Origin of the sequence: Psychrobacter immobilis, from assembly GCF_904846185.1 — a bacterium.
Lineage (GTDB): Bacteria > Pseudomonadota > Gammaproteobacteria > Pseudomonadales > Moraxellaceae > Psychrobacter > Psychrobacter immobilis_B.
Window position 1 is genome coordinate 106,819 of the sequence record NZ_CAJGZQ010000008.1, and the last position, 25,272, is coordinate 132,090.

Annotated in this window: 21 protein-coding genes; 10 read left to right on the forward strand and 11 right to left on the reverse strand. The window is 42.5% G+C overall.

Annotation, left to right across the window (positions count from 1 at the left end; translation table 11 throughout):
• Positions 1-29 precede the first annotated feature (29 nt).
• Entirely contained in the window at positions 30-734 is a 705-nt protein-coding gene (gene phoB, locus JMW94_RS06230; protein ID WP_193008537.1) for a phosphate regulon transcriptional regulator PhoB, read from the reverse strand.
• A 156-nt stretch (positions 735-890) separates the two neighbouring features.
• A complete protein-coding gene (gene dtd, locus JMW94_RS06235) occupies positions 891-1,346 on the reverse strand; it encodes a D-aminoacyl-tRNA deacylase (RefSeq protein WP_201603035.1) in 456 nt (151 codons plus the stop codon).
• A 112-nt stretch (positions 1,347-1,458) separates the two neighbouring features.
• Between dtd and asd the strand changes: the two genes are divergently transcribed.
• Positions 1,459-2,295: an archaetidylserine decarboxylase gene (asd, locus tag JMW94_RS06240; protein WP_087814782.1), complete on the forward strand. Its 837-nt coding sequence runs from the start codon at positions 1,459-1,461 to the stop codon at positions 2,293-2,295.
• 272 nt (positions 2,296-2,567) lie between these two features.
• On the opposite strand, the gene JMW94_RS06245 is transcribed toward asd, so the two are convergent.
• The 6 genes from JMW94_RS06245 to fadB all read right to left on the reverse strand — a co-directional run bounded on the left by JMW94_RS06245 (position 2,568) and on the right by fadB (position 10,421).
• The gene (locus JMW94_RS06245; protein ID WP_045447939.1) at positions 2,568-3,173 is read right to left on the reverse strand and encodes a DUF1287 domain-containing protein; all 606 of its coding nucleotides are present in this window, start codon (positions 3,171-3,173) and stop codon (positions 2,568-2,570) included.
• 115 nt (positions 3,174-3,288) lie between these two features.
• On the reverse strand, positions 3,289-3,918 hold the full coding sequence (locus JMW94_RS06250) for an HD domain-containing protein (RefSeq protein ID WP_087814783.1): 630 nt from the start codon (positions 3,916-3,918) through the stop codon (positions 3,289-3,291).
• Between the two features lie 180 nt (positions 3,919-4,098).
• The gene (locus JMW94_RS06255; RefSeq protein WP_045447933.1) at positions 4,099-4,674 is read right to left on the reverse strand and encodes an isochorismatase family protein; all 576 of its coding nucleotides are present in this window, start codon (positions 4,672-4,674) and stop codon (positions 4,099-4,101) included.
• Positions 4,675-4,876: 202 nt separating this feature from the next.
• Complete coding sequence (locus JMW94_RS06260; protein WP_201603044.1) at positions 4,877-6,595, reverse strand: rhomboid family intramembrane serine protease; 1,719 nt, start codon at positions 6,593-6,595, stop codon at positions 4,877-4,879.
• Between the two features lie 235 nt (positions 6,596-6,830).
• Positions 6,831-8,003: an acetyl-CoA C-acyltransferase FadA gene (gene fadA / locus JMW94_RS06265; RefSeq protein ID WP_201603059.1), complete on the reverse strand. Its 1,173-nt coding sequence runs from the start codon at positions 8,001-8,003 to the stop codon at positions 6,831-6,833.
• A gap of 258 nt (positions 8,004-8,261) precedes the next feature.
• Positions 8,262-10,421, reverse strand: coding sequence for a fatty acid oxidation complex subunit alpha FadB (gene fadB / locus JMW94_RS06270; protein ID WP_201603074.1), 2,160 nt, complete (start codon positions 10,419-10,421; stop codon positions 8,262-8,264).
• A gap of 772 nt (positions 10,422-11,193) precedes the next feature.
• Here fadB and JMW94_RS06275 point away from each other — a divergent pair.
• The 3 genes from JMW94_RS06275 (at position 11,194) to JMW94_RS06285 (ending at position 14,117) form a co-directional block, all read left to right on the forward strand.
• Positions 11,194-12,303 (forward strand): polyprenyl synthetase family protein, encoded by a 1,110-nt coding sequence (locus JMW94_RS06275; RefSeq protein ID WP_201603077.1) that lies wholly within the window; start codon positions 11,194-11,196, stop codon positions 12,301-12,303.
• Positions 12,304-12,344: 41 nt separating this feature from the next.
• Positions 12,345-13,163 carry a DUF72 domain-containing protein gene (locus JMW94_RS06280; RefSeq protein WP_201603081.1) on the forward strand — a complete coding sequence of 273 codons (819 nt, stop codon included), beginning with the start codon at positions 12,345-12,347 and terminating at the stop codon, positions 13,161-13,163.
• A 180-nt stretch (positions 13,164-13,343) separates the two neighbouring features.
• On the forward strand, positions 13,344-14,117 hold the full coding sequence (locus JMW94_RS06285) for a hypothetical protein (protein ID WP_201603085.1): 774 nt from the start codon (positions 13,344-13,346) through the stop codon (positions 14,115-14,117).
• 101 nt (positions 14,118-14,218) lie between these two features.
• On the opposite strand, the gene JMW94_RS06290 is transcribed toward JMW94_RS06285, so the two are convergent.
• The gene (locus tag JMW94_RS06290; protein ID WP_045448006.1) at positions 14,219-14,848 is read right to left on the reverse strand and encodes a superoxide dismutase; all 630 of its coding nucleotides are present in this window, start codon (positions 14,846-14,848) and stop codon (positions 14,219-14,221) included.
• 557 nt (positions 14,849-15,405) lie between these two features.
• Between JMW94_RS06290 and rdgB the strand changes: the two genes are divergently transcribed.
• The 6 genes from rdgB (at position 15,406) to JMW94_RS06320 (ending at position 23,015) form a co-directional block, all read left to right on the forward strand.
• Positions 15,406-16,059: an RdgB/HAM1 family non-canonical purine NTP pyrophosphatase gene (rdgB, locus tag JMW94_RS06295; protein ID WP_201603100.1), complete on the forward strand. Its 654-nt coding sequence runs from the start codon at positions 15,406-15,408 to the stop codon at positions 16,057-16,059.
• Positions 16,060-16,572: 513 nt separating this feature from the next.
• Positions 16,573-17,916 carry a trigger factor gene (tig, locus tag JMW94_RS06300; RefSeq protein ID WP_201603103.1) on the forward strand — a complete coding sequence of 448 codons (1,344 nt, stop codon included), beginning with the start codon at positions 16,573-16,575 and terminating at the stop codon, positions 17,914-17,916.
• A gap of 448 nt (positions 17,917-18,364) precedes the next feature.
• Positions 18,365-19,069: an ATP-dependent Clp endopeptidase proteolytic subunit ClpP gene (clpP, locus tag JMW94_RS06305; RefSeq protein WP_270896824.1), complete on the forward strand. Its 705-nt coding sequence runs from the start codon at positions 18,365-18,367 to the stop codon at positions 19,067-19,069.
• 115 nt (positions 19,070-19,184) lie between these two features.
• Complete coding sequence (gene clpX / locus JMW94_RS06310) at positions 19,185-20,498, forward strand: ATP-dependent protease ATP-binding subunit ClpX (protein WP_087814795.1); 1,314 nt, start codon at positions 19,185-19,187, stop codon at positions 20,496-20,498.
• 225 nt (positions 20,499-20,723) lie between these two features.
• A complete protein-coding gene (locus JMW94_RS06315; RefSeq protein ID WP_201603118.1) occupies positions 20,724-21,734 on the forward strand; it encodes an SDR family NAD(P)-dependent oxidoreductase in 1,011 nt (336 codons plus the stop codon).
• A 330-nt stretch (positions 21,735-22,064) separates the two neighbouring features.
• Positions 22,065-23,015 (forward strand): c-type cytochrome, encoded by a 951-nt coding sequence (locus JMW94_RS06320; RefSeq protein WP_087814797.1) that lies wholly within the window; start codon positions 22,065-22,067, stop codon positions 23,013-23,015.
• Between the two features lie 103 nt (positions 23,016-23,118).
• Here JMW94_RS06320 and JMW94_RS06325 read toward each other — a convergent pair whose 3' ends face one another.
• Positions 23,119-24,213, reverse strand: coding sequence for a PTS transporter subunit IIC (locus JMW94_RS06325; protein ID WP_201603122.1), 1,095 nt, complete (start codon positions 24,211-24,213; stop codon positions 23,119-23,121).
• A 146-nt stretch (positions 24,214-24,359) separates the two neighbouring features.
• On the reverse strand, positions 24,360-25,175 hold the full coding sequence (locus JMW94_RS06330; RefSeq protein ID WP_201603126.1) for an SPOR domain-containing protein: 816 nt from the start codon (positions 25,173-25,175) through the stop codon (positions 24,360-24,362).
• Between the last annotated feature and the right edge of the window lie 97 nt (positions 25,176-25,272).

The window sequence follows — 25,272 nt, forward strand, 5'->3', positions numbered from 1 at the left end:
TGCTTTTATAGCGAATAAAAAACCGTCCGTTAAATTGGTTCAATAAAGCTAGAAAATCGATATCCTGTCCCACGCACTGTCTGTATCAACGTATCACATTGATGCGGTCGTAGTAATGTCCGCAAACGTTTGATATGCACATCAATGGTTCTATCTTCGATATATACATTACCGCCCCATACTTGGTCTAGCAGCTGCGTCCGCGTATAGGCACGCTCTGGATGACTCATAAAAAATGCCAGTAATCGATATTCCGTAGGACCAACATCAACCATTTTACCAGCCGCTGTCACTCGCTGACTTTTGGGATCAAGGCTCAGATTGCCGATTTCGATAGGTTTATCACTACTGAGCGCGTTACTACGCCGCAATACTGCTTTGATTCTGGATATCAACTCACGTGTCGAAAAAGGCTTGGTCATATAATCATCAGCCCCAGCGTCAAGGCCATGCACCTTGCTGTCCTCTTCACTTTTAGCCGTCAACATAATGACTGGTATCTCAGCGAGTAGCTCATCGTTTTTGAGCAATCGGCAAAAATCAATGCCACTTTTATCGCCGGGCAGCATCCAATCTAGCAAAATCAGCGCAGGGCGGTGATCGACCACTTGTTGGTGCGCCTCAGATACATCCGCTGCCTGCAGACTATCAAATCCCGCCATCTCTAGCGTCATGACGATCATTTCACGAATCGCAGGTTCATCTTCAACAATCAAAATTTGCTCATTATACATACGGCATTCTCAGTGTTAGAGGACAACATTTAGCTGACAAAAAAGGCGATAAATGCTCGCCTGCTGCTCCCTATTAAACGGGGTAATTATGACAGTTTAATGACATTCAACTTTTAAGCGGTTCATAGGTCTCGTGACGGCTAATGCTTGGTTTACTCAATTCACTTCTAACAAGAAATTCAATGGCCCATCATTGACGCTCGACACTTGCATATTAGCGCCAAACTGACCAGTTGCCACGTTTGGATGTTGCGTGTTGGCATAAGCGACCAATTGCGCAAACAATGCTTGCGCCGCATCAGGTGCCATCGCACCACCAAAGTCAGGGCGACGACCCTTGTCTGTTTTTGCCATTAGCGTAAACTGTGATACCAATAATAATCCGCCACCAACTTGCTGGACATTTTTATCCAGTTTGCCGTACTTGGCAGGATCATCATCATTGTCAAAAATACGATAGGTGAGGATTTTATCCACCATTCGCTGTGCGCTTGTTAGGTCGTCATCATGCCCCAAACCAATATAAGCCAATATGCCTTGCTCAATCGTACCAACACATTGCGCATCGACGGTAACACTAGCACGGCGTACGCGCTGTATAAGTGCTTTCATTTACGGATTCCTTACCAATTATGCCCATACAATAATACGCCGTCCATGATAAAATACGGCCATTCTCTTGCTTATTAATTATTACATCACACCCTATTTTGGTAGCCTCATTATGAATGTATTCACTACTTTACAACAGCTTGTCCCGCAGCAGCAACTGAGTAAAGTTGCTGGGCGTTTAGCTGCTAGCCGCCATCCTTATGTTAAACGCACGTTTATCCGTAGCTTTGCTAAAGCCTATAACGTCAGCTTAGACGAGTATGAGCGCCAAAGTCTCAACGCCTATGAGAGCTTTAATGATTTTTTTACTCGTGAGCTAAAAGAAGACGCGCGCCCTATCGACATGACGCCTCATGGTATCGTCAGTCCTGCCGATGGCATTATCTCGCAGTTGGGTCAAATTGACGACCATAAATTGCTCCAAGCAAAAGGGCGCTATTATGACGTTGGCCAACTGCTTGCTGACAGTGAAGATGGCCGCTATTTTGCGGATGGCAGTTTTGCGACGGTTTATCTTGCGCCCAGTAACTATCACCGTGTACATATGCCCTTCGCCGGTACTCTAACCAAAACCCGTTATGTACCGGGCACGCTGTTTTCGGTCAACAATACTACGGCGGCAAATGTGCCAGACTTATTTGCGCGTAATGAACGCTTGGTTTGTCTGTTTGATACAGCATATGGTAAAGCAGCGGTGGTGATGGTTGGGGCAATGATTGTCGCTGGTATCGAAACGGTGGCGACTGGTAAAATTGCTCGCACTGATGATATTCAAGAAGCTGAGCACAATATGAGCTTTGAGAAAGGCGATGAGCTGGGTCGTTTTTATTTAGGCTCAACTGCAATTGTCATTCTACCAAAAGGCGCAAAAGCGGATTGGCAAGACAATATGAAGGCCAATAGTGTGGTAAAAATGGGACAACTACTGGGTGTCGCTAACACTCCTTAGACGAGCGATTTAATGACTTAAAAAAAGCTCAATTCAGCATCCTAATCTATGTTGAACTGAGCTTTTTATTGTGGGTAATTATCTCATCGCAACATATTAGGGCGTGTCATCAATTAGCACATGAATACATTTAGTGGTCTTAAAATGGCTAAATTTTGCTAAACATCGTCAGAAATTTTGTCAATATATTCATATTAACGGCAATTTCTTCCTTGTTTATCTACAATTTTTCTCATTTTAAGCCTCACAATCTAATTGATGACACCCCCTAGTTAATAACGAAAGTGTTTGAGAATAGGATAAGCAAATAAGATGTTTTCTTCTTGCGTGCCGCGTCCGATATTGTGAATAATCAGCGGTGTACCATCCGCAGCGACTTTATCGGAGACGATACCTGTATGCGGCAAATTGCCATTCGGTAGTCGCCACGTCACCACATCCCCTGCTTGAAAACTGGCTTTATCAGTCGTCGATAATGTCTTTGCGTGACGCGCAAAAAACACTTCAAGATTGGGCACTCGGCGATGGTCGATATTCTTATCGGTTGATTTCAGCCCCCAAGTCTTTGGATAAGCCGACCAATTTGACTTCATATCATGGTTGACTAATTGCTGTAGATCTATATTTTGCAAGCGATAAGCACGGACGATAACATCGGTACAGACGCCAGTTTCTATCGGTACATCACCACGCGGAAAATCCAACTTGCGGTAAGCAGGATCATAGCTGGTGGTAATACCGATCTGTTTTTTAGCATCGTGCGCCAGTTTGTCACCATTACTAATAGGTGCGGCGGCCTGAGTTAGTTGCGCCAAAGTTAATAGGCTAACAAAGACGAGCGATTTAGCAAAAACCTTATAAGTGCCAGTGACTCTCATTTAACAATCTCTCTATATAATATGCTTAATCGCTCATTTAGCTAATTCTAAATGCTTTACTAGTTGAAAAAGATGAATATTTGCAAACATGTAAACGGCAAAATGATTGCTTTACTTAAGCATCAACCAACCATCCTTTCTGGGTCGCATAGTCGATATTTTTTGATAGCCAATCATGAATGGGAGGAAAGCTGTCTTTGATAAAAGCAAGTGCCGCAGTCACTTGCGAGCACGTGACGTTAGCATCAATCCACGTTTTTCCATTGGTATTTAAATTCAATAAAAAAGGCAATAAGCGATCAACCACTCTGAGCAGCTGGGTTTCATTGCTGCTACCCGTCTCCTGCTCTTCCCAAATCTCATTTAAATCCATGATGCCATTGCCACGCTCAGCTTGCAATCGAGCAATGCCCGCACGTTCTTCAATGTGCGCCTCGCTACGACTGTTTGCGAATAAAAACGTATCGCCAGCGTCAATCTCACCCAAGTCATGTACCAACGCCATCTTGAGTAGTTTTTCATGATTGACATCTAGCTCAAACTGTTCAGCGATAGACCAGCACGCCATGGCTAAATGCCATGAATGTTCGGCAGAGTTTTCTTTGCGTGTGGTATGCGTCACATAACTACGACGATTGATACGTTTAAGCGCATCAAGCTCTAATAAGAAATGAGTAACATGATCTATATCAATGTTTGAGGCAAGCGTTGGGTTGGTTAATAAAAGGGATTTTATTGATGGCATAAATTTTCTCTTAATTTTTCTACGAATATATAGCGCTTCATTTTACCTTTACGCATAAGCAATTATTATACATTTTATGAGCGCTATAAAAGAGCATGCCAACCTATAGCTAATTAGCACCACTATAAAAAATAGCGCTTATGTGAGTAAGCGCTATCGGTTCTATTTTGAATAAAAGAGCTATTTAATCAAGTTACTAATGGTTTTAAAAGCAGGGTCTTGACTACTACGGCAAAGCTCAAACAGAATGGTTTCAACCGTGGTAATCACGCCACCAGCACGGCGAATACGGCGAATCGCTTGCTTTTTATCATATGGGAAGCGTGAGCCGACCGCATCACCAATAATAACCGGCTGCATACCATTATCTAGCAAATCAAGCGCTGTTTGTAGTACACAGACATGTGTTTCTACGCCAAATAGCAAAACAATACTTCGATTTTGCTGCGCTAAATAATGCCACGAATCATCATTATCACAAGCGCTAAAAGTGACCTTTTCAAAGCTTTTGGCGTTATCGCCTTCTAATACCTCGCGTATTTCAGGTAGCGTATCGCCGAGCCCTTTTTTATACTGTTCATTGAGCATGATAGGGATATTCAGTGCTTGTAGACCTTTAATAAGCGTCACTGTTTTTTTGACGATGTTTTCATGGTCATAAATATGCGGTGTTAAGCGTTCTTGAACATCGATTATCATCGCTTGGGTATTTTCGCGAGCGATTCGATAGGTACGATCGGTAATCATAGTAGACATGGCACACTCCTTGTACGGCTGACTTTATTGTTAAAGGCTATGTTAGTTTTATCATTGATATTGTCTTTATTAGCCTTACTCTTATTTAGTCATAGTTTGCTGAGGGCGTCAATGGAGATAGTCTCTAATAATGATTAATAACAATTCATCACGTTTGATTCATACTGCTTAGCGTAGGTTTTTGATTATGAATAGCCAATAACTATATATTATGACGCCTAGCATTACGTAATAACGACTGTTTTTGAGTCATAACCATGACCACACCGAGAACAACGCCAAAACATAAGGTTAAAAGATAATACACCATATAAATGAGCGTGTTTATAAATGCAAAGAACATGCTGGTTAAAGTAATGATTAATATCGCAGCGATAGTACCGCCGAATAGCTCTCGATATTTTTTATTAAAAATCTTAAAGGCCACCAACGGTATCGCGATACCAAACAAGCCAAATGTAGCACCCCAAACACCTGCCATGTCCATATCAAAATATAGCACCCCTAAAACATTAGCGAAAATACCACATATAAAAAAGGCCATCGCAAAACGTATAGGACCCAATACTTTTTCCAAAATATAACCTGTCGCAAAAAGCATCCCCAGACTCATTACTAAATGCATAATTCCTGCATGTACAAAAAGCGATGTCACTACCCGCCAATACTTACCAGCTTGCAGCGCGTCCATCGTCAACCCACCTACACTATTTACCTGTCTAGATAAAGGGTCAATGATATCCATACCCATGAATACGGTCAGTATAAATGTACCTATACAGGTCAGTATTAACACCAACGTCGCAGGTCGCTCTTTATTACTTCTAAACAGAGCTACTAGACTCTTTGATACATCACTTACTGGTGCTCGTTTTTTCACAGGCTTTTGCTTTTGTATATGTTTTCGCTTTTGTATATGTTTTTGCGTACTTTTCTTTTCTTGACTATCAAACTCTGCTGCGAGAACGAGCAACAAGCACAGCACCATACCAATAAAAAACGAACCAAATCCCCAAACAAAATCACGATCTAAACTGTCAGTAAGTAATCCTGTTTCAGGCATCAATACCAAGTGTGGCAAATTAGATTGCCTATTAGCCGTAGAAATCGTGTGTAAGTAAGCATTTCTGCTATTTGATGATTTAAGTTTCTTAAAGTAGCTGATATTAGAGAGGTCTTTGGCTTCGTACTTATGGCGCGAGTCGTTAATAAACGCTGAGTATTGATGGTCTTTAATACTTTGGTCTGCGCGATTATCGTATTTCGTGTGGTAGCTAGAACCTAGCCAAATATTATCAGCAGCTATAAATGGCGTCGCAATGTAATAATCAATATGCAATGTTGAGTCAAAATTTCGTCCACTGACTACTTGTGTTTCTATATAAGAAACGCTCTCTAATTTGAGTGGCTCAAAATCATTTACTCTGAAATACTTTTGCTTTGGATAATGACGAATATCATTCAAGCTATTTACTTCAATAACTTCGTAGGCAGCTTTAGACAAATAGTTTTGGCTGAGAACGAGCGGTATCACTAATGCTAGAACCATCGTTATAAAAAAGTAGCCTGAACTACTGCGCTTAACCCACTTTAAGGTTAAAAGCTCATACCTCGGCCACATCCAAATACTAACGACTAAAACAGATAAGAGAAAAGGAATACCAAAATCCCAATAGCCCTCCTTTAAAGGTAGAACATCTAGATAAATATCAAGCAACCAGCGTAAAGCCCCAAAAAGCAGAATAGTCAGGATACTAAGACCTAAATATGGCAAGAATACTTGCTTTAGTTTTAGCTTGATCGATTCTTTAGCGCTTAGGCTTTGTGTTCGCTTCTGTTTATCCCTTTTGCTTACTCTTTTTTTGTTTCTGCTTCTATTTTTATTCTTATACCTATACTGGCTTTGCTTATTATTATCCATGCACTATCACCATTCATTTATAGTAAACCAAATTCTAATTTTGATAGCCTTTTTTACTCAACCAATAATGGTATGCTGGGGTTTAGCATAATTACTTATATTATTTTACTGTAGGCACAAAAAAGCGCCTCCAACATTAAGTGAGAGACGCTCATTTTACAAGACATTAGTGCAAATTTAATCGACAAATATCAGCTTTATTAATATTTACTGCTATTTGGAGATTAGATAAAAATTAAACACGCTCAATAATCGTCGCGATACCTTGACCAAGACCGATACACATCGTCGCAAGCCCAATTTCAGTATCCGACTGCTCCATGGCGTTTAGCAATGTTACCGTGATACGAGCACCAGAACAACCCAGTGGATGACCTAATGCAATCGCGCCACCGTTGATATTGACGATGTCTTGCTTATCAGTCAGATTCAAGGCTTTCAGTACTGATAAACCTTGTGCAGCGAACGCTTCGTTTAGCTCGATTGTTTGCATATCATCGATGCTCATGCCAGCACGCTTAAGTGCTTTTTGCGTGGCAGGTACTGGACCGTAACCCATGATAGCGGCGTCACAACCAGCAACAGCCATGCTACGGATACGAGCACGTGGCTTTAGACCTAATTCTTTGGCTTTTTGCGCGCTCATGACTAGCATCGCTGATGCACCGTCAGATAATGCCGATGAGGTTGCAGCAGTCACCGTACCGCCTACTGGATCAAAGGCTGGACGTAGCTTTTGCATTTGTTCCATCGTCGCATCTGGACGAATCACTTCATCAACAGTACATAGTTGCAAGCGACCCGCTTCGTCATGACCTTCGATACCGATGATTTCATTGTCAAAACGACCTTCGGTGGTCGCAGCCCATGCACGGCGATGCGACTCAAGACCAAAGGCGTCTTGCTCTTCGCGGCTGATGTTATTCATACGACCTAGCATTTCAGCGGTCAAGCCCATCATGTTTGAGGCTTTTGCATAGTGCTTTGAGGCTTCAGGGTTCAGATCAACGCCATGCATCATGCCAACGTGACCCATATGCTCAACACCACCGATGATGAATACATCACCTTGACCAGTCATAATTTGCGCAGCAGCAGTATGTAGCGCTTGCATAGAAGAGCCACATAGACGGTTAACGGTTTGACCGCCAGCAGTCTTTGGAATACCCGCTAGCAAGCCGATGTTACGACCGATGTTCAAGCCTTGCTCTAGGGTCTGATTGACACATCCCCAGATAATGTCTTCGACGTCACGTGGGTCAAAATCATTACGTTCAACCAATGCACGAACCAATTCAGCAGACATGCTATCAGCGCGGACATGACGGAACATACCGTTTTTGGTTTTACCCATCGCTGAGCGTACGCCATCTACGATGACCACGTCTTTTGGACTTAAAATTGTCATACTATCTTCCTTTTCAATTTTTATTGTCAGTGTAGTCAGTCCGCTTTAGTGCTATTACTTCGTCAATCTCACTTGAAGTACAATACGTACCTCTGCGCTCGATTTCCTTGTACTAGCATTAAGTGAAGCCAACTATAATCGTACGTGTGCTATTAAAGATTTGTTATTAAAAAATAGTGCCATTAAATATAAATAGATTAATAGCTCTCACCCTCAAACAGCACACTTACTGCACTTCATCTTAGTAATGACTGCCTATTACGCAGTTGCGTAAAAGGTCTCGCCCGCTGCTGCCATGTCGCGAATCTTCTGCGGGGCTTCATAAGCTTTACCAAGGTAGGCGTATTTTTCACACAGTGCCAAGTAGTTATCTAGACCCATTTGGTCGATATAACGGCAAGGTCCACCGCGGAATGGCGGGAAGCCAACACCCATAATCATCGCCATATCAGCTTCTGATGGCGTGCTGACGATGTTGTCTTCTAGGCAACGGACAGTTTCATTACAGAAAGCCAGCATAGTGCGGTCAATAATCGCTTGATCTTCAAATTCTTGCTTTTCGCTATCTGTGGTGGTTTTTAGTAGCTCATAAGTGGCTTCATCGGCAACTTTCTTTGGCTTGCCGCGCTTGTCCATTTCATACTTATAGAAACCAACGCCGTTTTTCTGACCTAAGCGTTTGTTTTCATATAAAAGCTCAATCGCGCCTTTATAATCAGGCTTCATGCGATCAGGGAAACCTTCTGCCATCACTTCTGCGCCATGAACACCGGTATCTAAACCAACCACGTCGATTAGATAAGCAGGACCCATCGGCCAGCCGAATTTTTCCATGACTTTATCGACATGAGCAAAGTCCGCACCTTGCTTAAGTAGCAAATCAAAAGCACCAAAGTATGGGAACAATACGCGGTTCACTAAGAAACCTGGGCAGTCATTAACCACAACTGGCACTTTGCCCATTTTAGACGCTAGCGCAACAGTCGTCGCAATCGCTTCTTCAGAGGATTTCTCACCGCGGATAACTTCAACCAATGGCATACGATGTACTGGGTTAAAGAAATGCATACCAACGAAGTTTTCTGGACGCTCAAGTGCTTCAGCCAAGAATGTAATAGAGATAGTCGAGGTGTTTGACGCTAAGATACAATCGTCTTTTACTAAGCTTTCAACTTCTTTTAGTACCGCACGCTTCACGTTTGGATTTTCTACCACTGCTTCGATAACGATATCAGTCTCAGCAAAATCGCCATAATTCAAAGTAGGACGGATACGGCTTAAGGTTTCACCCATTTTTGCTGGGGTCATTTTGCCGCGATCGACCATTTTACCCAGTAATTTGCTGGCTTCGCCCATACCAAGGTCTAATTGCTCAGACTTGATGTCTTTCATGATGATTGGCAAGCCTTTACTGGCTGCCTGATAAGCGATACCGCCGCCCATGATACCAGCGCCTAGTACAGCTGCTTCATTGATCTCATGTGCTTTTTTGCTGTGCTGTTTGGCTAATTTTTTAACCAACTGATCGCTTAAGAATAAACCGACCAAGCTTTCTGCTTGTGGGGTTTTCGCCGCTTTTGCAAAACCAGCCGCTTCTACTTCGATTGCTTTATCACGTGGTAAGTTAACGTGTTTTTCCATCGCAGCGATAGCAAGTGCTGGCGCAGGATATTGCTTAGGATTGGCTTTGGCAAAGATCATACCTTTAGCGCTGTTAAACGCCATCGCTTGCTCAAGCTGATTTAATTTAACTGGATTCAGCTTCTCTTCACGCTTCGCTTTCCAATCAAGCTCACCTGAGATACATTTTTTGACCAAATCAATAGCAGCATCTTGCAAATCATCAGCAGCAACAGTCGCATCAACCAAGCCCAGTTTTAGCGCATCAAGTGGTTTCTTTGGTGTACCAGTCGCAATCAGCTCAAGCGCATTGTCGATACCAATCACACGCGTCGTACGAACCGTACCACCAAAACCTGGGAAGATACCCAGTTGGGTTTCTGGTAGACCTATGATGGCTTTGTCGCTCATGACGCGATATTCACAAACCAAGGTCATCTCACAACCACCGCCAAGTGCCGCGCCATTGATGGCCGCTACTTTCGGGAAAGGCAGGTCTTCAAAGCGGTTAAAGGCGTCATTGATACCTACGACCCAATCTTTAATCTCGCTTTCTGGCTTTTTAAAAGAGCCAACGAATTCTGTGATATCAGCACCAGCGATAAAGACGCCTTTACCTGAGGTCACGATTAAACCTTTGACGTCGTCGGCTTTTTCTAAAGCAGTAACCGCTTCACCAAATTGCTTATTGGTTTCAGCATCAAACTTGTTCACGCTCTCATTTTCGGCGTTGTACTGCATGTTGGCGATGCCATCCTCTAGCATTGTCACCGTGATGCGATTTCCTTGGTATACCATTTGAAACTCCTTGCTATATAACGAAAGCTACGTTTTAAAATTAAAAGTTTTAAAATTAAAGGTCATAGCCAGTTATTGTTAGTAAAACGAGTAATAACACTGCCAATATACTGTGTTATAAAGTCAGTATAGAGTAAGCAGTGAAGATGTCTTTATTATCCAGCGTTTATGTTTCTATATTTATTTTTTATGCTTAACATTACCGCGTTAGCACAAGTGAATACGGCGCTTCATTTATATATATTGTGACCAGTACTGATATTGAACATACTAACATTAAAAATATGGACTGAGAGTTGAGCAAATTTTTCGCTGAAATAAGCACGCAAACCTCTAGCCCTAAATTATCAGATCATTTTTACGCCAATTAGTGTAGGGGATTATGCCCCTAACTGTCACAAGCTAATACCATACTCACAAGTCACTCTTAAATCAGCAGCAGCCCTTTACCTGACTAGTAATGTGCTTTAAGTGACGGTTTGTATACTGAAATTGTATACTAAAAATTCGTCTTTTAAAGATTATAATGACAGATGCTTATCCTCACACGCCGTCACACGCTTAACGTGATTCTTTATCAAAACATATCCACTAACTAAGTTAAATCACCAATACGTAACGAGGGCTTGTTGCATTATTTCGGAGTGCTTAATACAATTTTTAACAGTAAGCTGCAAAAATATGGCATTGATGATGCTCACCCCATAAGCTATATAATCTATCATGCTACACTAGCGATATTTTTATTATTCACCTGATAAATGGTTGGGTTATGACTGTTTCTTCTACGCCAAGCTTTATACCTGAAAGCCTTATGCCTTCAAGACTTGTATCTTTTACTAGCTTTAATAACAACACCGAGCAATTTCATAGCGCCGTGCGCGCGCAACTTGCACAAGATATCGACGTGCTGTTTGCGTATGCCAACCTGCCAAGCCCGTTGATTGATGCCTGTCGTTATGTGATGACCGGTCAAGGTAAATTGGTGCGTCCACTATTGGTTGCCAGTGCCTTTGATAGTGTTAATCACACTAATATTAATGATAATACAAACGATGCTGATAAAAACCCTGATAAAGAAGCTAAGCAAATTCAGCAAAATAGCGATTTGGAGTCGCTATTAGAAAACGACTCCGATTATGATATGGCGCGCCGTGCGGCATTGGCGGTGGAGCTGCTGCATACCTATTCATTGGTACATGATGACTTGCCATGTATGGACGATGATGACTTGCGCCGTGGTCAGCCAACGGCTCATATCGTCTTTGAAGAATCGACCGCCCTACTCGCTGGCGACGTATTGCAAACATTAGCCTTTGAAGTATTGACCGCGGAGTTGCCCACTTTTGTACCCTTTGATTCAGCTATCGCCAGCCAGCTCATCGCAATATTTGCGCCACGTGCACGGCGTATGGTTTCTGGTCAAATGCTTGACTTGAACGCTGAGGCTAGTGCTAATATTTCACAAAGCGATCTAGAAGCTATCCACCGTGATAAAACAGGCGCATTGATTGAAGCCGCTATGCTTATGGGCGGCATCTGTGCTGGTGCGACCGCTCCGCAGCGTATGGCATTACAGGAGTGCGCCCAGCATATTGGTCTGGCTTTTCAGGTTCAAGACGATATTTTAGATGTGACGACTAGCACCGATACCCTTGGCAAACCTGCTGGCAGCGATGAAAAATTAGACAAATCTACCTATGTGAAATTGATGGGTGTCGAAGACGCGACCAGCTATGCGCAATCGCTATTTAATGATGGACGTGCAGCCATCATTCGTGAACTGAGTCTTTATGAATCAAGCGGTAGCGAGCTTGGCAATGACGCAAACAACGATGCTTTACTGGCATTAATAGAATGGCTATGGGCACGTAAAAAATAGCCAAAAATTTAATCATCAAAGAACGGCAGTGAGTGGTCAACATGGACAGTAACCCTATCCCGTGTATCTACCTTGGCACTGGCGGCTATAGCGATACCGACTTACTCGGTACGCTGTATCCAACTGGCACCAAAAAAACGGACTTCTTACGCGAGTACGCCAAGCAATATAGTGCAGTAGAAATCAACAGTACCTTTTATGCCCCTATCGGACAGAAAGCCTTTACAGGTATGGTCAATAAAGCCTATGCCGAAGCGAATAGCCAATTGAAATTTGCCGTCAAGCTTCATCAAGACTTCACTCATGCGCGTAAAGGTACTGCCGAACACGCGCAAGCATTTTTAAATGCCCTATCCCCGCTTATCGAAGCCAATGCTCTAGCGCCACTACTATTACAATTTCCCCATGGCTTTGATCGTACTCGTGAGCATCGTCTATATTTGGCTAATCTCGTTAGTTGGTTCAAAGACTATCCACTCGCCATTGAGTTCCGTCATAATGGCTGGCATACGCCGCAAGTGGTCGATAGCTTCGTCAAGCAAGGTTTGATTTGGTGTAGCGTTGATTATCCCAAAGTCAGCGGTCTACCGCCATCACGATTGATATTTACCGAGCGAACTGGCTATCTACGGATGCATGGTAATAATCTGAACTGGTGGGATGCGATGAGTGCTGCTGACCGTCATGATTATCGCTACAGTGAAGCTGAGATGAATGACTGGGCGCAAGCGATTGCCAATCAGCATCAGCATTTTGATACGCTCTATATTTTCTTTCAAAATACCGTTAATGCGCATGCTTATTATAATATTGCGATGTTGAGGGAAGCGTTGGGTAAGTTTGGGTTTGAGGTGTTGTAGCACTACTCCCCACGCTGTATATCAGAGGGTTTAACTAACTCTAGTTTAGATGAAAATCTATATTTTTAGGTTATTGTAGCTTCTTAGAAACATAGTAGAAAAGTTAGCTTGGGAACTTAAATCCACCCTTTTACTGCTGTAAAAAGCTGCCATTTATCACTATAGTAAAGAGTCGTTCTTATGAGAAAAAACCTTATAGTGTTTTTAGGATTAGGTACAATTTCTTTTATTCTTATTATATATTTATTTCTGATAAACCCTAATGTAGCGAATATTATCGACGTAGATAGTGAAAATAATCAGCAAAAAGCCTACAAAGCTTTTGGTTTAGAAGAAGAGGATATGGGCATACACTACATCAAATTATCTAACCTAATAGAATCTGAAAGAAACGAAGCCTTAACTGCATTAAAAAATTTGAAAACTACTGGCAGCCTTAGTGGTGGCATACAGACAACAGAGTTTGATGAGACAATGATTGGTGAGGCTAAGAATAACTTCCAAGCCCTAGATGAAGATATCAATAAAGCTAAATATAAATTAACATTCGAGCCAGTTCTCTTAGATAATTTTTATAATAGTAAGTTGGTAGGTTTGAATAGCTCTGGCATATTAGCTAATAACAAATACAATATATTTTATCAGGTCTACGATATCAATAATGGTCAATCTGTTATTGAGCTCACAGAACATTATATACCTAAAAACGGTTCCGTCAGGCTAACAGTGATTGAGGATTTCTTGAACGATAAAGTCAATGATAAGCCTGCAAGACTAGAAAGCCTATATTCTGATAGACAAGAGCTTTTATACAATTTTAGCTGGCAAAATAACCAACGCTATTATGAATTAAATACTAAAAAGCTATCATTAATTTCTGTAAGAGAAATCGCAAACTTCATTGATTTAAGTTCCACTAAAATACAACTATTAGATGAGAAAGAACCTAACTAATTAGACAATCCCAAAAGAGCCATTTTTTATATAAATCCAAACCAAAAAAAGGACACCTCTCAGCGTCCTTTTTTATTAATCAAATACTTAGTGGTTAAAGATTACTCTTCAACACCAGCATCTTGACCTTTATATTTAGCGTTTGCGTAGTCCCAGTTCACTAGTTTGTCTAGGAACGTGTCAACATAGTCAGGACGACGGTTACGATAATCGATGTAGTACGCATGTTCCCATACGTCACAAGTCAATACTGCGATTTGGTCATGTGCAAGTGGTGTGTCAGCGTTAGCGGTTTTGGCGATAGACAATTTGCCACCGACTTTATCAGCGACTAGCCATGCCCAACCTGAACCGAACTGAGTCAATGCTGCATTTTTGAACTCTTCGCGGAACTTATCATAGCTACCGAAGTCTTCTTCGATTTTAGCTTTTAGATCGCCAGTAGGTTCGCCGCCGCCATTGGTTGGCGTCATGCAGTTCCAATAGAACGTGTGGTTCCATACTTGGGCTGCTTGGTTGAACATACCTTGCTTGCTGTCATCTTTAGCAGTCGCTACGATAATTTCTGGCAATGTTTTGTCTTCCAGACCAGAACCTGGTAGCAATTCGTTGAGCTTAGTCACGTAGGCATTGTGATGCTTGTCGTGATGATACTCTAGCGTCTCGGCGCTGATATGTGGCTCTAGTGCATCTTTTGCGTATGGTAGCTCTGGTAAAGTAATGTTTGACATAGTTATTTTATCCTTGCTGTTTTTAGCCGTCATTTTATAAAAACTCATTATAGAGACTGAATTTTACGCTATTTTTACATGATAAAAAACACGATAAAATAACGGACTAAATTGGCTGAGTTTATTGTTTGAAATGAATGTTATTGCTTAATACCGTTTATTGTTTAACACAGTATCACGTATTATTATGAATCCAAAATTAACTTACTTTTGTTACAGTTTGCTCAAAAGCCAAGTGCTTGACTTTATAAGCATTTATTAACTTAACATTCACAAGCCATAAGATATCATTCACGGTAGCTTGGCGGCTATTATAGCAACAGTGGTGACAAATATCAGTTACCAAATGTTATGGATAACACTGTTAGTATAGCCTTTGGTTGTCTATAGACTAAGCGCAGAATGCCTTAGCATGCCAATCGTGCTAGGCACTTAGCTGACTGATAAACTGATGAAATTGTCATTAAGAAATAGCTATAATTTAAAAACCGACCATACTTTCGATAATGATACTTTCACTAATCATATTCTTAATAATGAAATAACGGAATAACCCTATGAGCACCACGAATACCTCACGATCATCCACCCAATCGACTCCTGATAATCAATGGGTGCTCGCCAGTAATAATAAAGGCAAACTGGCTGAGTTTAAAAGGCTGTTTGCCGAGGCAGATTTGGATGTGACGATCATCCCGCAAGGTCAGCTTGATATCGAAGATGCAGTTGAGGATGGGCTAAGCTTCGTAGAAAACGCTATTATTAAAGCGCGTCATGCAAGCCGTATCAGCGGAATGCCTGCGATTGCTGATGATTCAGGACTATGTGTGCCAGTATTAGGTAACGCACCGGGCATCTACTCTGCTCGCTATGCTGGTGAGCATGGTAATGATGGTAAAAACAACATCAAGCTCATCGCTGACTTGCAGCCTATTCGTACTGAGCACGCGAGCGAGCCTATTAAAGGGTTATTTGTTTGCGTACTGGCGATGGTTCGCCATGCTGATGATCCGCTACCGATTATCGCGCAAGGTCTGTGGCAGGGTGAGATATTAGAGACAGCGCATGGTGACGGCGGTTTTGGTTATGATCCGCTGTTTTGGTTGCCAGAGTTGCAAGCTAGCGCCGCGAGCTTAAGTGCTGCTGATAAAAATAGCATTAGTCATCGGGGGCAAGCGATTCAGCAATTATTGACGCAGTTGCCGTTGTAGATAACCCTTAAATCTTATAGTGGATTCAATTTATTCCTTTAGCTATTAATGCTAATACAAGAAAGTCGAGCACAGAGATACAAATCGTAGTTTAAGCGAGATTGACGATGTAGCAGATTCAAAGGGAATTAACGATAAAGAGATAATTTTTACTTTAATAAACAGATAGATTATACTGTTCTACTTTTAAAATTTTGTTGAAAGCCGTTATTTGTCTGTATAATTCACCAAAAAGCGTTATTATGCGGTGCATTAACGGTTTATGATTGATATCTGATAGCGCCTATTACTAAGATAACCGTTTCACATTTTAGTATCAGTCAGCGCCAGTGGTGACCAAAGGCGATTGCTCAAGGTACTGACTTTGACATTGCGCGCTATCGCTATCCCCTATTTATTCCAACGGCAACCCATGGTACACGCCCGTAATTTGAGGCACGGTTTGTCTATTACCATTTAACCCTAAGTACTATTTAATCAAACGTACTATTTAATCCTAAAGGTGTAATTAACATGGCTACAGATTTACAAGTCACAACCAACAAGCTATCTAATAAAGAAACCCAATTGACAGTTAAAGTACCTGTCGAAAAAATTCAAAACAAAGTCGAAGGTCGTATTCGCCAAGTTGCGAAAACTGCCAAGATTGACGGTTTCCGTAAAGGTAACGTCCCTATGTCACACATCCGCTCTCAGTACGGTGCTGGCATTCAACAAGAAGTTATCAACGATGTGATCCGTGATACCGTTTTTGAAGCGATCAAATCTGAAGACATCCGCGCGGTTGGTATGCCTAACATCGACGACGTAAAACTTGAAGATGATTTCTTGGTTTATCAAGCCACTGTTGAAATCTTCCCAGAAGTAGACGTGCAAGGTATCAATGAGATCGAAGTTGAACGTCACACGGCTAAAGTAAGCGAAGAAGACGTCAACACTATGATCGAAAACCTTCAAAAGCAACGTGAAGAATTCGTTGAGAAAAAAGGTAAAGCGGACAAAGGCAATCAAGTAACTTTTGACTTTGAAGGCTCTATCGATGGCGAAAAATTCGAAGGCGGTTCTGCTGAAGACTTCAAACTGGTTATCGGTAGCAACCAGATGATTCCTGGTTTTGAAGCGGGTATCAAAGGCATGAAAGCTGGCGAAGAGAAAGTTATCGACGTCACTTTCCCAGAAGATTACCAAGCTGAAAACTTAGCGGGTAAAGAAGCTCAGTTCAAAATCAACGTAAAATTGGTTGAAAAATCTAAGCTACCAGAAATCAACGAAGAGTTCCTTGAGCTATTCGGCGTGAAAGAAGGCGGCGTTGAGAAGTTGAAAGAAGACGTTCGCAAAAACATGGAACGCGAAATCAAAAACGCTGCGCGTAGCCAAGTTAAGCAAGCGACTTTTGACGCATTGCTAGAAAAGAACGAATTTGACGTACCAAACGCCATGCTAGAGCAAGAAATCGAGCGTCAGCGCAATATGATGATGCAACGTTTTTCTCAGCAGTTCGGTGCCAATGCTGATAGCTTCGATAAAGACATGCTACCAAATGAGCTATTTGAAGAGCAAGCGCTACGTGCTGCCCGTCTTGGCATCATCGTTGCTCGCGTTATCGATACCAAAGGCTTAGAAGTCGATCAAGAACGCGTTGAAACCTTCATCAAAGAAGCCGCTGAAAACTACGAAGATCCAAGCGAAGTAATCGAGTATTACACCAATGACAAGCAGCAGCGCGCGAACATTGAGTCTGTGGTACTAGAAGACCAAGTAGTTGATTATTTAATCGAGCAAGGTAAAGTAACTGACAAAGAAGTTAGCTACCAAGACTTGCTAGCTGCACAGCAACAACAGCAGCAAGGCATGTAATTTAGTGAGATAACTTAGCAATTTGCCATTGAATGGCAAATTGCTAATCTCAATCTAAACATGCTCTAACATAATGCTCTAACGCAATGCTCTAACATATGTGTTAGGGCATTTTTATTGGGGATTTATATGCTATCTTTATGGACAGTTTATCAACAAGCCCCTTGATAAATGGTTACAGACGCCTTATTAATAGTGAGTCAATCATTTTATTAATAGCACTCATGTTATAAATAGAAAATTATTTTTCACATGAAAAAGTTACTATTGCCTCAATAAAAAAGTTACCATTAGCTCAATTATTTTTAGCGATATCTGGCGCTTATTATTTCAGCCAGCGAATATTATTAAAAAGCGGCAACATCTAGCATGATGAGCAGCCATACAAGCGTAGCCGCTCGCTAGCTTCAATCCCTTTATTTTATGTACTTATAAACAGGACATCTTTATGACAGATTATGATCGCATCACTGCCAACCCACATTTTGATATGCTGATGAGTGCGCACAATGACGCACAAGGCATGCAATATACCCAAAGCGCCCCTCAAGCTGCGCATGCAGCATTAGTGCCAATGGTCGTTGAACAATCCTCTCGTGGTGAACGCTCGTTTGATATTTTCTCGCGTCTATTGCGTGAGCGCGTTATCTTTTTGACCGGTCAAGTCGAAGACCACATGGCCAATCTGATTGTTGCACAGTTGCTATTTTTAGAAGCGGAAAACCCTGATAAAGACATCCACTTGTATATCAATTCACCAGGCGGCTCAGTGAGTGCAGGCTTGGCAATCTTTGATACCATGAACTTTATCAAACCTGAAGTATCGACCATCTGTATGGGCGGCGCTTATAGCATGGGCTCGTTCTTGCTCGCGGCTGGTCAAAAAGGCAAACGTTACTCTCTTGCCAATGCTCGTGTCATGATTCATCAGCCTTCAGGCGGCGCGCAAGGTCAAGCAACCGATATCGAAATTAATGCGCGTGAAATTCTAAAAACGCGTGCCCGTTTAAATGAGATTTTGGCAGAACGTACTGGTCAACCATTAGAGAAAATTGAAAAAGACGTTGAGCGTGACTTTTGGTTAGATGCGAAAGAAGCCAAAGAATACGGTCTGGTTGATGAAGTATTAGAGCGCCGCCCTACTTCTTTATAATTACCGCATAAGAGCAAAAGCTTTGATGGGCATCAAAAGCCTGAGCGTTATACGTTTTGGCTTTGATGTAAAAAATCAAAATATTTGTAAGTTTTAAATTTTAGGAGCGCCTTTTATGGCAGAAGATAACACCCCGCATTGCTCGTTTTGCGGCAAAGCCAAAAGCGATGTACAGCAGCTGATTGCCGCTGACGATGCCAATATCTGTAATGAATGTATTGAGCTATGTACCGATTTAATCGCTGATAGCGCTGAAGATGGCGATGATGACAGCGACATTGATACGTCTTGGGTCAATAAAAAACTACCAACGCCAAAAGAGCTGCGTGCCAAGCTTGACGAATACGTCATTGGACAAGACGCTGCTAAAAAAGCCTTAGCAGTTGCCGTTTATAACCATTATAAGCGCCTAAAAGTTAGCCAAACCTTAGCCAATGACAGCAAAAAAGCGAAGATTGGCGCTGACGATGCCATGGTTGAATTGGCTAAGAGCAATATCTTGCTGATTGGCCCAACGGGTTCTGGTAAGACCTTACTGGCGCAAACCTTGGCTCGTCTACTGGATGTGCCTTTTGCGATGGCCGATGCGACGACCTTGACCGAAGCAGGTTATGTCGGTGAAGATGTCGAAAACATCGTGCAAAAGCTACTACAAGCATCAGATTATGATGTCAGTAAAGCAGAGCAAGGCATCATCTATATCGATGAGATTGATAAAATCAGTAAGAAAGGCGACAACCCGTCTATCACCCGTGATGTGTCAGGCGAAGGCGTACAGCAAGCGTTGCTAAAGCTTATCGAAGGTACGGTCGCTGCCATTCCGCCACATGGTGGTCGTAAGCATCCACAGCAAGAGCTGATCCAAGTTGATACGAGTAACATCTTAATCATCGTCGGCGGGGCGTTTGCCGGTCTTGATGCGGTTATTCAGCAGCGTACCGAAAAAGGCGGTATTGGCTTTAACGCCGATGTCAGCTCAAAAGATGATAGCAAACGCAGCTCAGAATTACTGCAACAAGTAGAGCCTGAAGATTTGATTAAATTTGGTCTCATTCCTGAGCTCATCGGTCGTCTTCCTGTTCTCGCTGCGCTCACAGAGCTGGACGAGGACGCATTGGTTCAGATATTGACAGAACCAAAAAATGCCTTGGTTAAGCAATATAAGTATCTATTCGATATGGAAGGCGCTGACATTAGCTTTACCAAAGAAGCGCTCGATGCGATTGCCAAAAAAGCCATGGCGCGTAAGACTGGTGCTCGTGGTTTGCGTTCTATCGTTGAAAATGCGCTCCTTGAGACTATGTACGAGTTGCCTTCGATGAAAAACGCCAAGACTGTCATCGTCGATGAGCAAGTGATTAATGAAGGTAAAACACCTGAAATTATCTTTTCTACCGACGACTCAGAGCAAATAGCGATAGATGCTTAGCGGTTGTTATCAGCTTTATTAAAACTGTCATTGAAGTAAAGGCGTCTAGCATATCTTATACTAGACGTTTTTTTATGGCTGCTCACTTATAATTTTTTTATGACAGCCAATGTATGGATAAAGTGACAGCGGCGTCTATCAATCGTTTACAGCTAAAACCACAAAGCATGCTAAGGTAAATGTGCTACCAACACCTATCACTGATGAAACAAAGGACTGTTTATCATGCTTAACAATGTTACTTCTATCGCAACCTCATTACGTCAACACTTGCCTTTTCATACCACGATAGACCAAGATATTACTCCTTATTACCATAATCGTGTCGCGGCTATTACGGGTGCTGGCTCTGGTATGGGGCGCGAGTTAGCTATTCATTTGGCAAAGATGGGCTGCCACGTGGCGCTCTCTGATATCAACGCGGCGCAACTGGCACAGACCAAAGAATTGCTGGTCGGTTATAATATAAAAGCGACTATGACGGTGCTTGATGTCTCAGACAATAAAGCCGTGGAAGCGTGGGCAGATAGCGTCATGGCAGACCATGGCAAAGTGAACTTCATCTTTAATAATGCAGGCGTGGCGCTATATTCGACCGTAGAAGGCAGTAGTATTAGCGAGCTTGAATGGGTGATGGACATCAATTTTTGGGGTGTGGTCTATGGCACCAAGGCATTTTTGCCATTGATTAAAAATAGTGTCAAACAAAGCGAATCGACGAATGGCAGCAAAAAAAACAGATCGCGCCAATTTAACGAGCATGGTCACATCATTAATATCTCAAGCCTGTTTGGCTTGACTGCGCAGCCGTCACAATCTGCGTATAACGCCAGTAAATTTGCTGTACGCGGCTTTACTGAAAGCTTGCGTCAAGAGCTAGATATTCAGCGCTGCGGTGTGTCAGCGACCTGCATCCATCCCGGCGGTATTAAAACCAATATTGCCAATAGTGCCCGTGGTAATGACAGTATCAATGATATTGGCATGCGTACTGGCCCCAAAGCCATTCAGAGCTTTAATAAATTCCTGAAATTTGATGCAAGCAATGCCGCTTTGATTATTTTGCAGGCTGCCGCGACCAATCAACCGCGCTGTCTGATTGGCAATGATGCCAAAATAATCGACGCGGTACAGCGTGTCTTTCCAGCGACATACAGTCAAATATTGAACGATGTCCATACGCTCTCTCGTAAGCTCAAACCACGCCGCCATAAAAAGTCAAGCACGCCAAAATAGTATGTTTTAAAAATCACTACCCACAAAAAAGCGCTTAAATATTGATAATATTTAAGCGCTTTTTTGATCGATAGAATTTCAATACTGTCTTTCAATATCGTTCTTCATACGGTATGAAATTAATTCATATCACTCTAAAGCCAAAACACTTTATCTATTTATATACTTTAAGTATTTAATATTTGGTACAATTATGTTTCTAGCAACTTACAGATTGATGTCTCATTCAGATTTTTTGCGCAAAAATTAAGATTACTTCTGTCATTTTGACAGCTAAATTATCATAAAAATATATTATTACATATTATTTTTGATAATAAGGATATTCCAATGAAAATACTTTTAAGGGTCAAACCCTCTTCCTCCGTTTTACTGGCTGCTATCTTTGCTATTGGTGCGGTTAGCCTGTCAGGCTGTAGTGAATCAGATACCAAGGCTGTCGACCGTGTCGAAGAAGCTGAAGCATTAGCCCGCGTTAAGTCACTTGAGGCACGTGCCGCAGAAATTAAAGACGAGATGGCTGCAAATCCAAGCGCCAAACTGACCGTTAGCATGCCAGATGAGTCCACTATTCCAGATGATGAGTTTGGCGCAGCAGTACGTCGCGGCTTACAAATCGCCAATCATACTTATAAAGAAATGCCTGATAATGTCGGCAACCAGTTGAATTGTACCAGCTGTCACTTGGGTAACGGCTCAGAGGCTTACGCGGCGCCTTGGAATGGTATGCCGGGCATTTATCCTATTTATCGGTCACGTGCTGGTCGCGTTAATTCAATACAAGAGCGCATCAATGGCTGTTTTGAACGCTCAATGAATGGCAAAGCGCTTGACTTAGGTTCAGATGATATGAATGCGATGGTGTCTTATATGAGCTGGCTATCACAGGGTTTGCCTTATGGTGTCTCGCCTGAAGGTCGCGGTTTTGTTAAGGTAGACAAAACTTTAGAGCCAAATACGGACAATGGTAAAAAGCTGTTTGCTGAAAAATGTAGCGTTTGCCATGGTGAAAACGGCGAAGGTCAATATAACGACGATGGCACTTATATCTATCCAGCAGTAGCTGGAGACAAGTCCTTCAACGATGGCGCAGGTATGGCGCGAACTTATACAGCAGCTGCCTTTATCAAGGGCAAAATGCCGTTTGGTCAAGGTAACTCGCTTAGTGACCAAGAAGCGGTCGATATTGCCGCTTACTTTACCCATCTGCCGCGACCTATCAAAGCCAACAAAGACAAAGATTGGCCCAATGGTGATGCCCCTAAAGATGTACGCCGCTAGTTTTAAGCACCTTTAAAAATTGCCATAAAAAAGCCCAGCTACTTAAATAGCTGGGCTTTTTTATTATGGATAGTTAGGACAATTTGCGTCCTTTATCTTTAATTTAAGGCAATTTCATATCACCATCAACCAGCCAGCCCACGCGGCGCATCACATGAGCGACCACCCCTGCAATTAGGGCAGGTAATACAAACATCAACAGGATAATCGCTGTCCATAATTGACCCGTACTCATGATGTCTTGTGACGCTTCAATCACTCCAAATACGCCGACCAATCCAGCGGTACCCATACCTGCACCCGTTGCTGTACATGCCAGTCCAAAACCTACGGTCGCAATAGGACCAACGATGGCGCTGGCAATCACAGCAGGCAATAACACCAGCGGTTTTTTTAACACATTAGGAATCTGTAGCATACTGGTGCCCAGACCTTGAGATATTACGCCACTGACGCCGTTGTCTTTAAAGCTTGCAACGGCAAAGCCAATCATGTGTGCCGCACAGCCTACTACTGCTGCCCCGCCTGCTACGCCACCAAGCCCAATTGCGATACAAATGGCAGCGCTGGACGTTGGCAATGTCAATAAAATACCCACTACCACTGCAATCACAATACCCATTAACAGAGGCTGTAACTCAGTGGCCGCTTGAATACCTTGACCAATGGCAGCGACCGCAGCGACGATAGGTGGATTCAATAGGGCGCAAACTGCTAATGCTACCGCGCATACCAATAAAGGAACCAATAGAATATCAAGCTTGGTTTTGCCAGCGACCCAAGTACCAGCACGATAAGCAAATACCGAGGTCAAATACGCCCCTATCGGATTGCCCGGTAAGGCGGCAAAGGTCGCAGGTCCGCCTACTTGGGGCATAAATAACGTCCCTGCCATTAATGCTTCAGAGTGTGCGCCAAGCATACCCGCCACCAAGCAGCTGAGCATGACGAGCGTCGGTGCTTTAAGATAATAAGCGATCCCTACTCCGATACCTGCACCCATTAGTACTGAGGCAAGCTTGCCCACCGCAACCAATGCGGGCAAATCTAACCAGCCACCGATTTGCGAGATGATTAGACCAGCAATCAATGTGACAAATAGCCCTAAAGCCATGCCAGTAAACGCATCAATAAAATACTTTTGGAAAAATGCTTTAATAAAGCTGGTAGGCGGTGTTGCTAAATGAGAGACAGTCATAGCCACGCTCTTTATAAAATTTTTGATGAAAGGTAATAAACCAACAGAAAAAATAACTTTGCTAAAAATTAGAGATAAAAAAAACGTCATTGCGACGCTTTTTTTATTATTCATAAGGAACTAAAACTGCTATCAAATAGCGCAACTTAACGACGCTGTTCAACGATGATGGAATCAATACCATTATTCTGTAGGCGCTGCTGAGCAGTGGTTACTGCTTGGCGATTATTCATCGGGCGAGAAATAACCTGATAAATTGGCAAACCATTACCCGTCGTATTCTTAACCACTCTAGCGTCTACACCTGCCATCAACACTTGGGCACGGCGGCGATCTGCTTCATCCGCATCACCAAAGCTGTTGATCTGCAAAATGTAAGTTGCCGCAGGTTTTGCAGCCTGAACGCTAGCAGTACCTGCGCCTGCATTATTGGTGGACGTATTATTGCTACTAGTAGGCGTCGATCCATCATAGGTCGCGTCTTCTTCAACGATCACAATGTCATCGCCGCTATTACTGGTAGCAGCGCTATTGCCACGACTGGGCGCAATCACTGTATTTTCAGAGATACCAAAGTTACCAGTATCATCATTGCGACTGGCTGAGCCATCCTCAGGTTGAGTCACCACCACATCAGGCTCAAAGGCGCTGATATCCCCTATGCGATCATTGCCTGTCTCAGCAATATCTTCATCAGGAATAGTCGCCATCTCTTGATTGGGCAAAATATCATAGAACTCATAATCACCATTATCAGTATCAGTGTCGACACGTGGCTGTACCTGACGATCAGGATCATTACCAGCGGTGCTGTCAGCGGGACTGAAATCAAATAATGGTGACAAGTATATAAATACCCCTATCATAAGGGTCAATACAGCCCCGACAAACATCCACAATAAGCCTGATACGCTACTTGTTTTGCGTTTTTCAGTCGCACCTTTAGGTTTTTTGGCTAGCATGGATCTGGTTCTCCCTACTGAATCTAACTATCATCAAATTATGGCTGGCAGTCATCTATACTCATACTACATGTTAGAAAGTTACTATATACTAGAA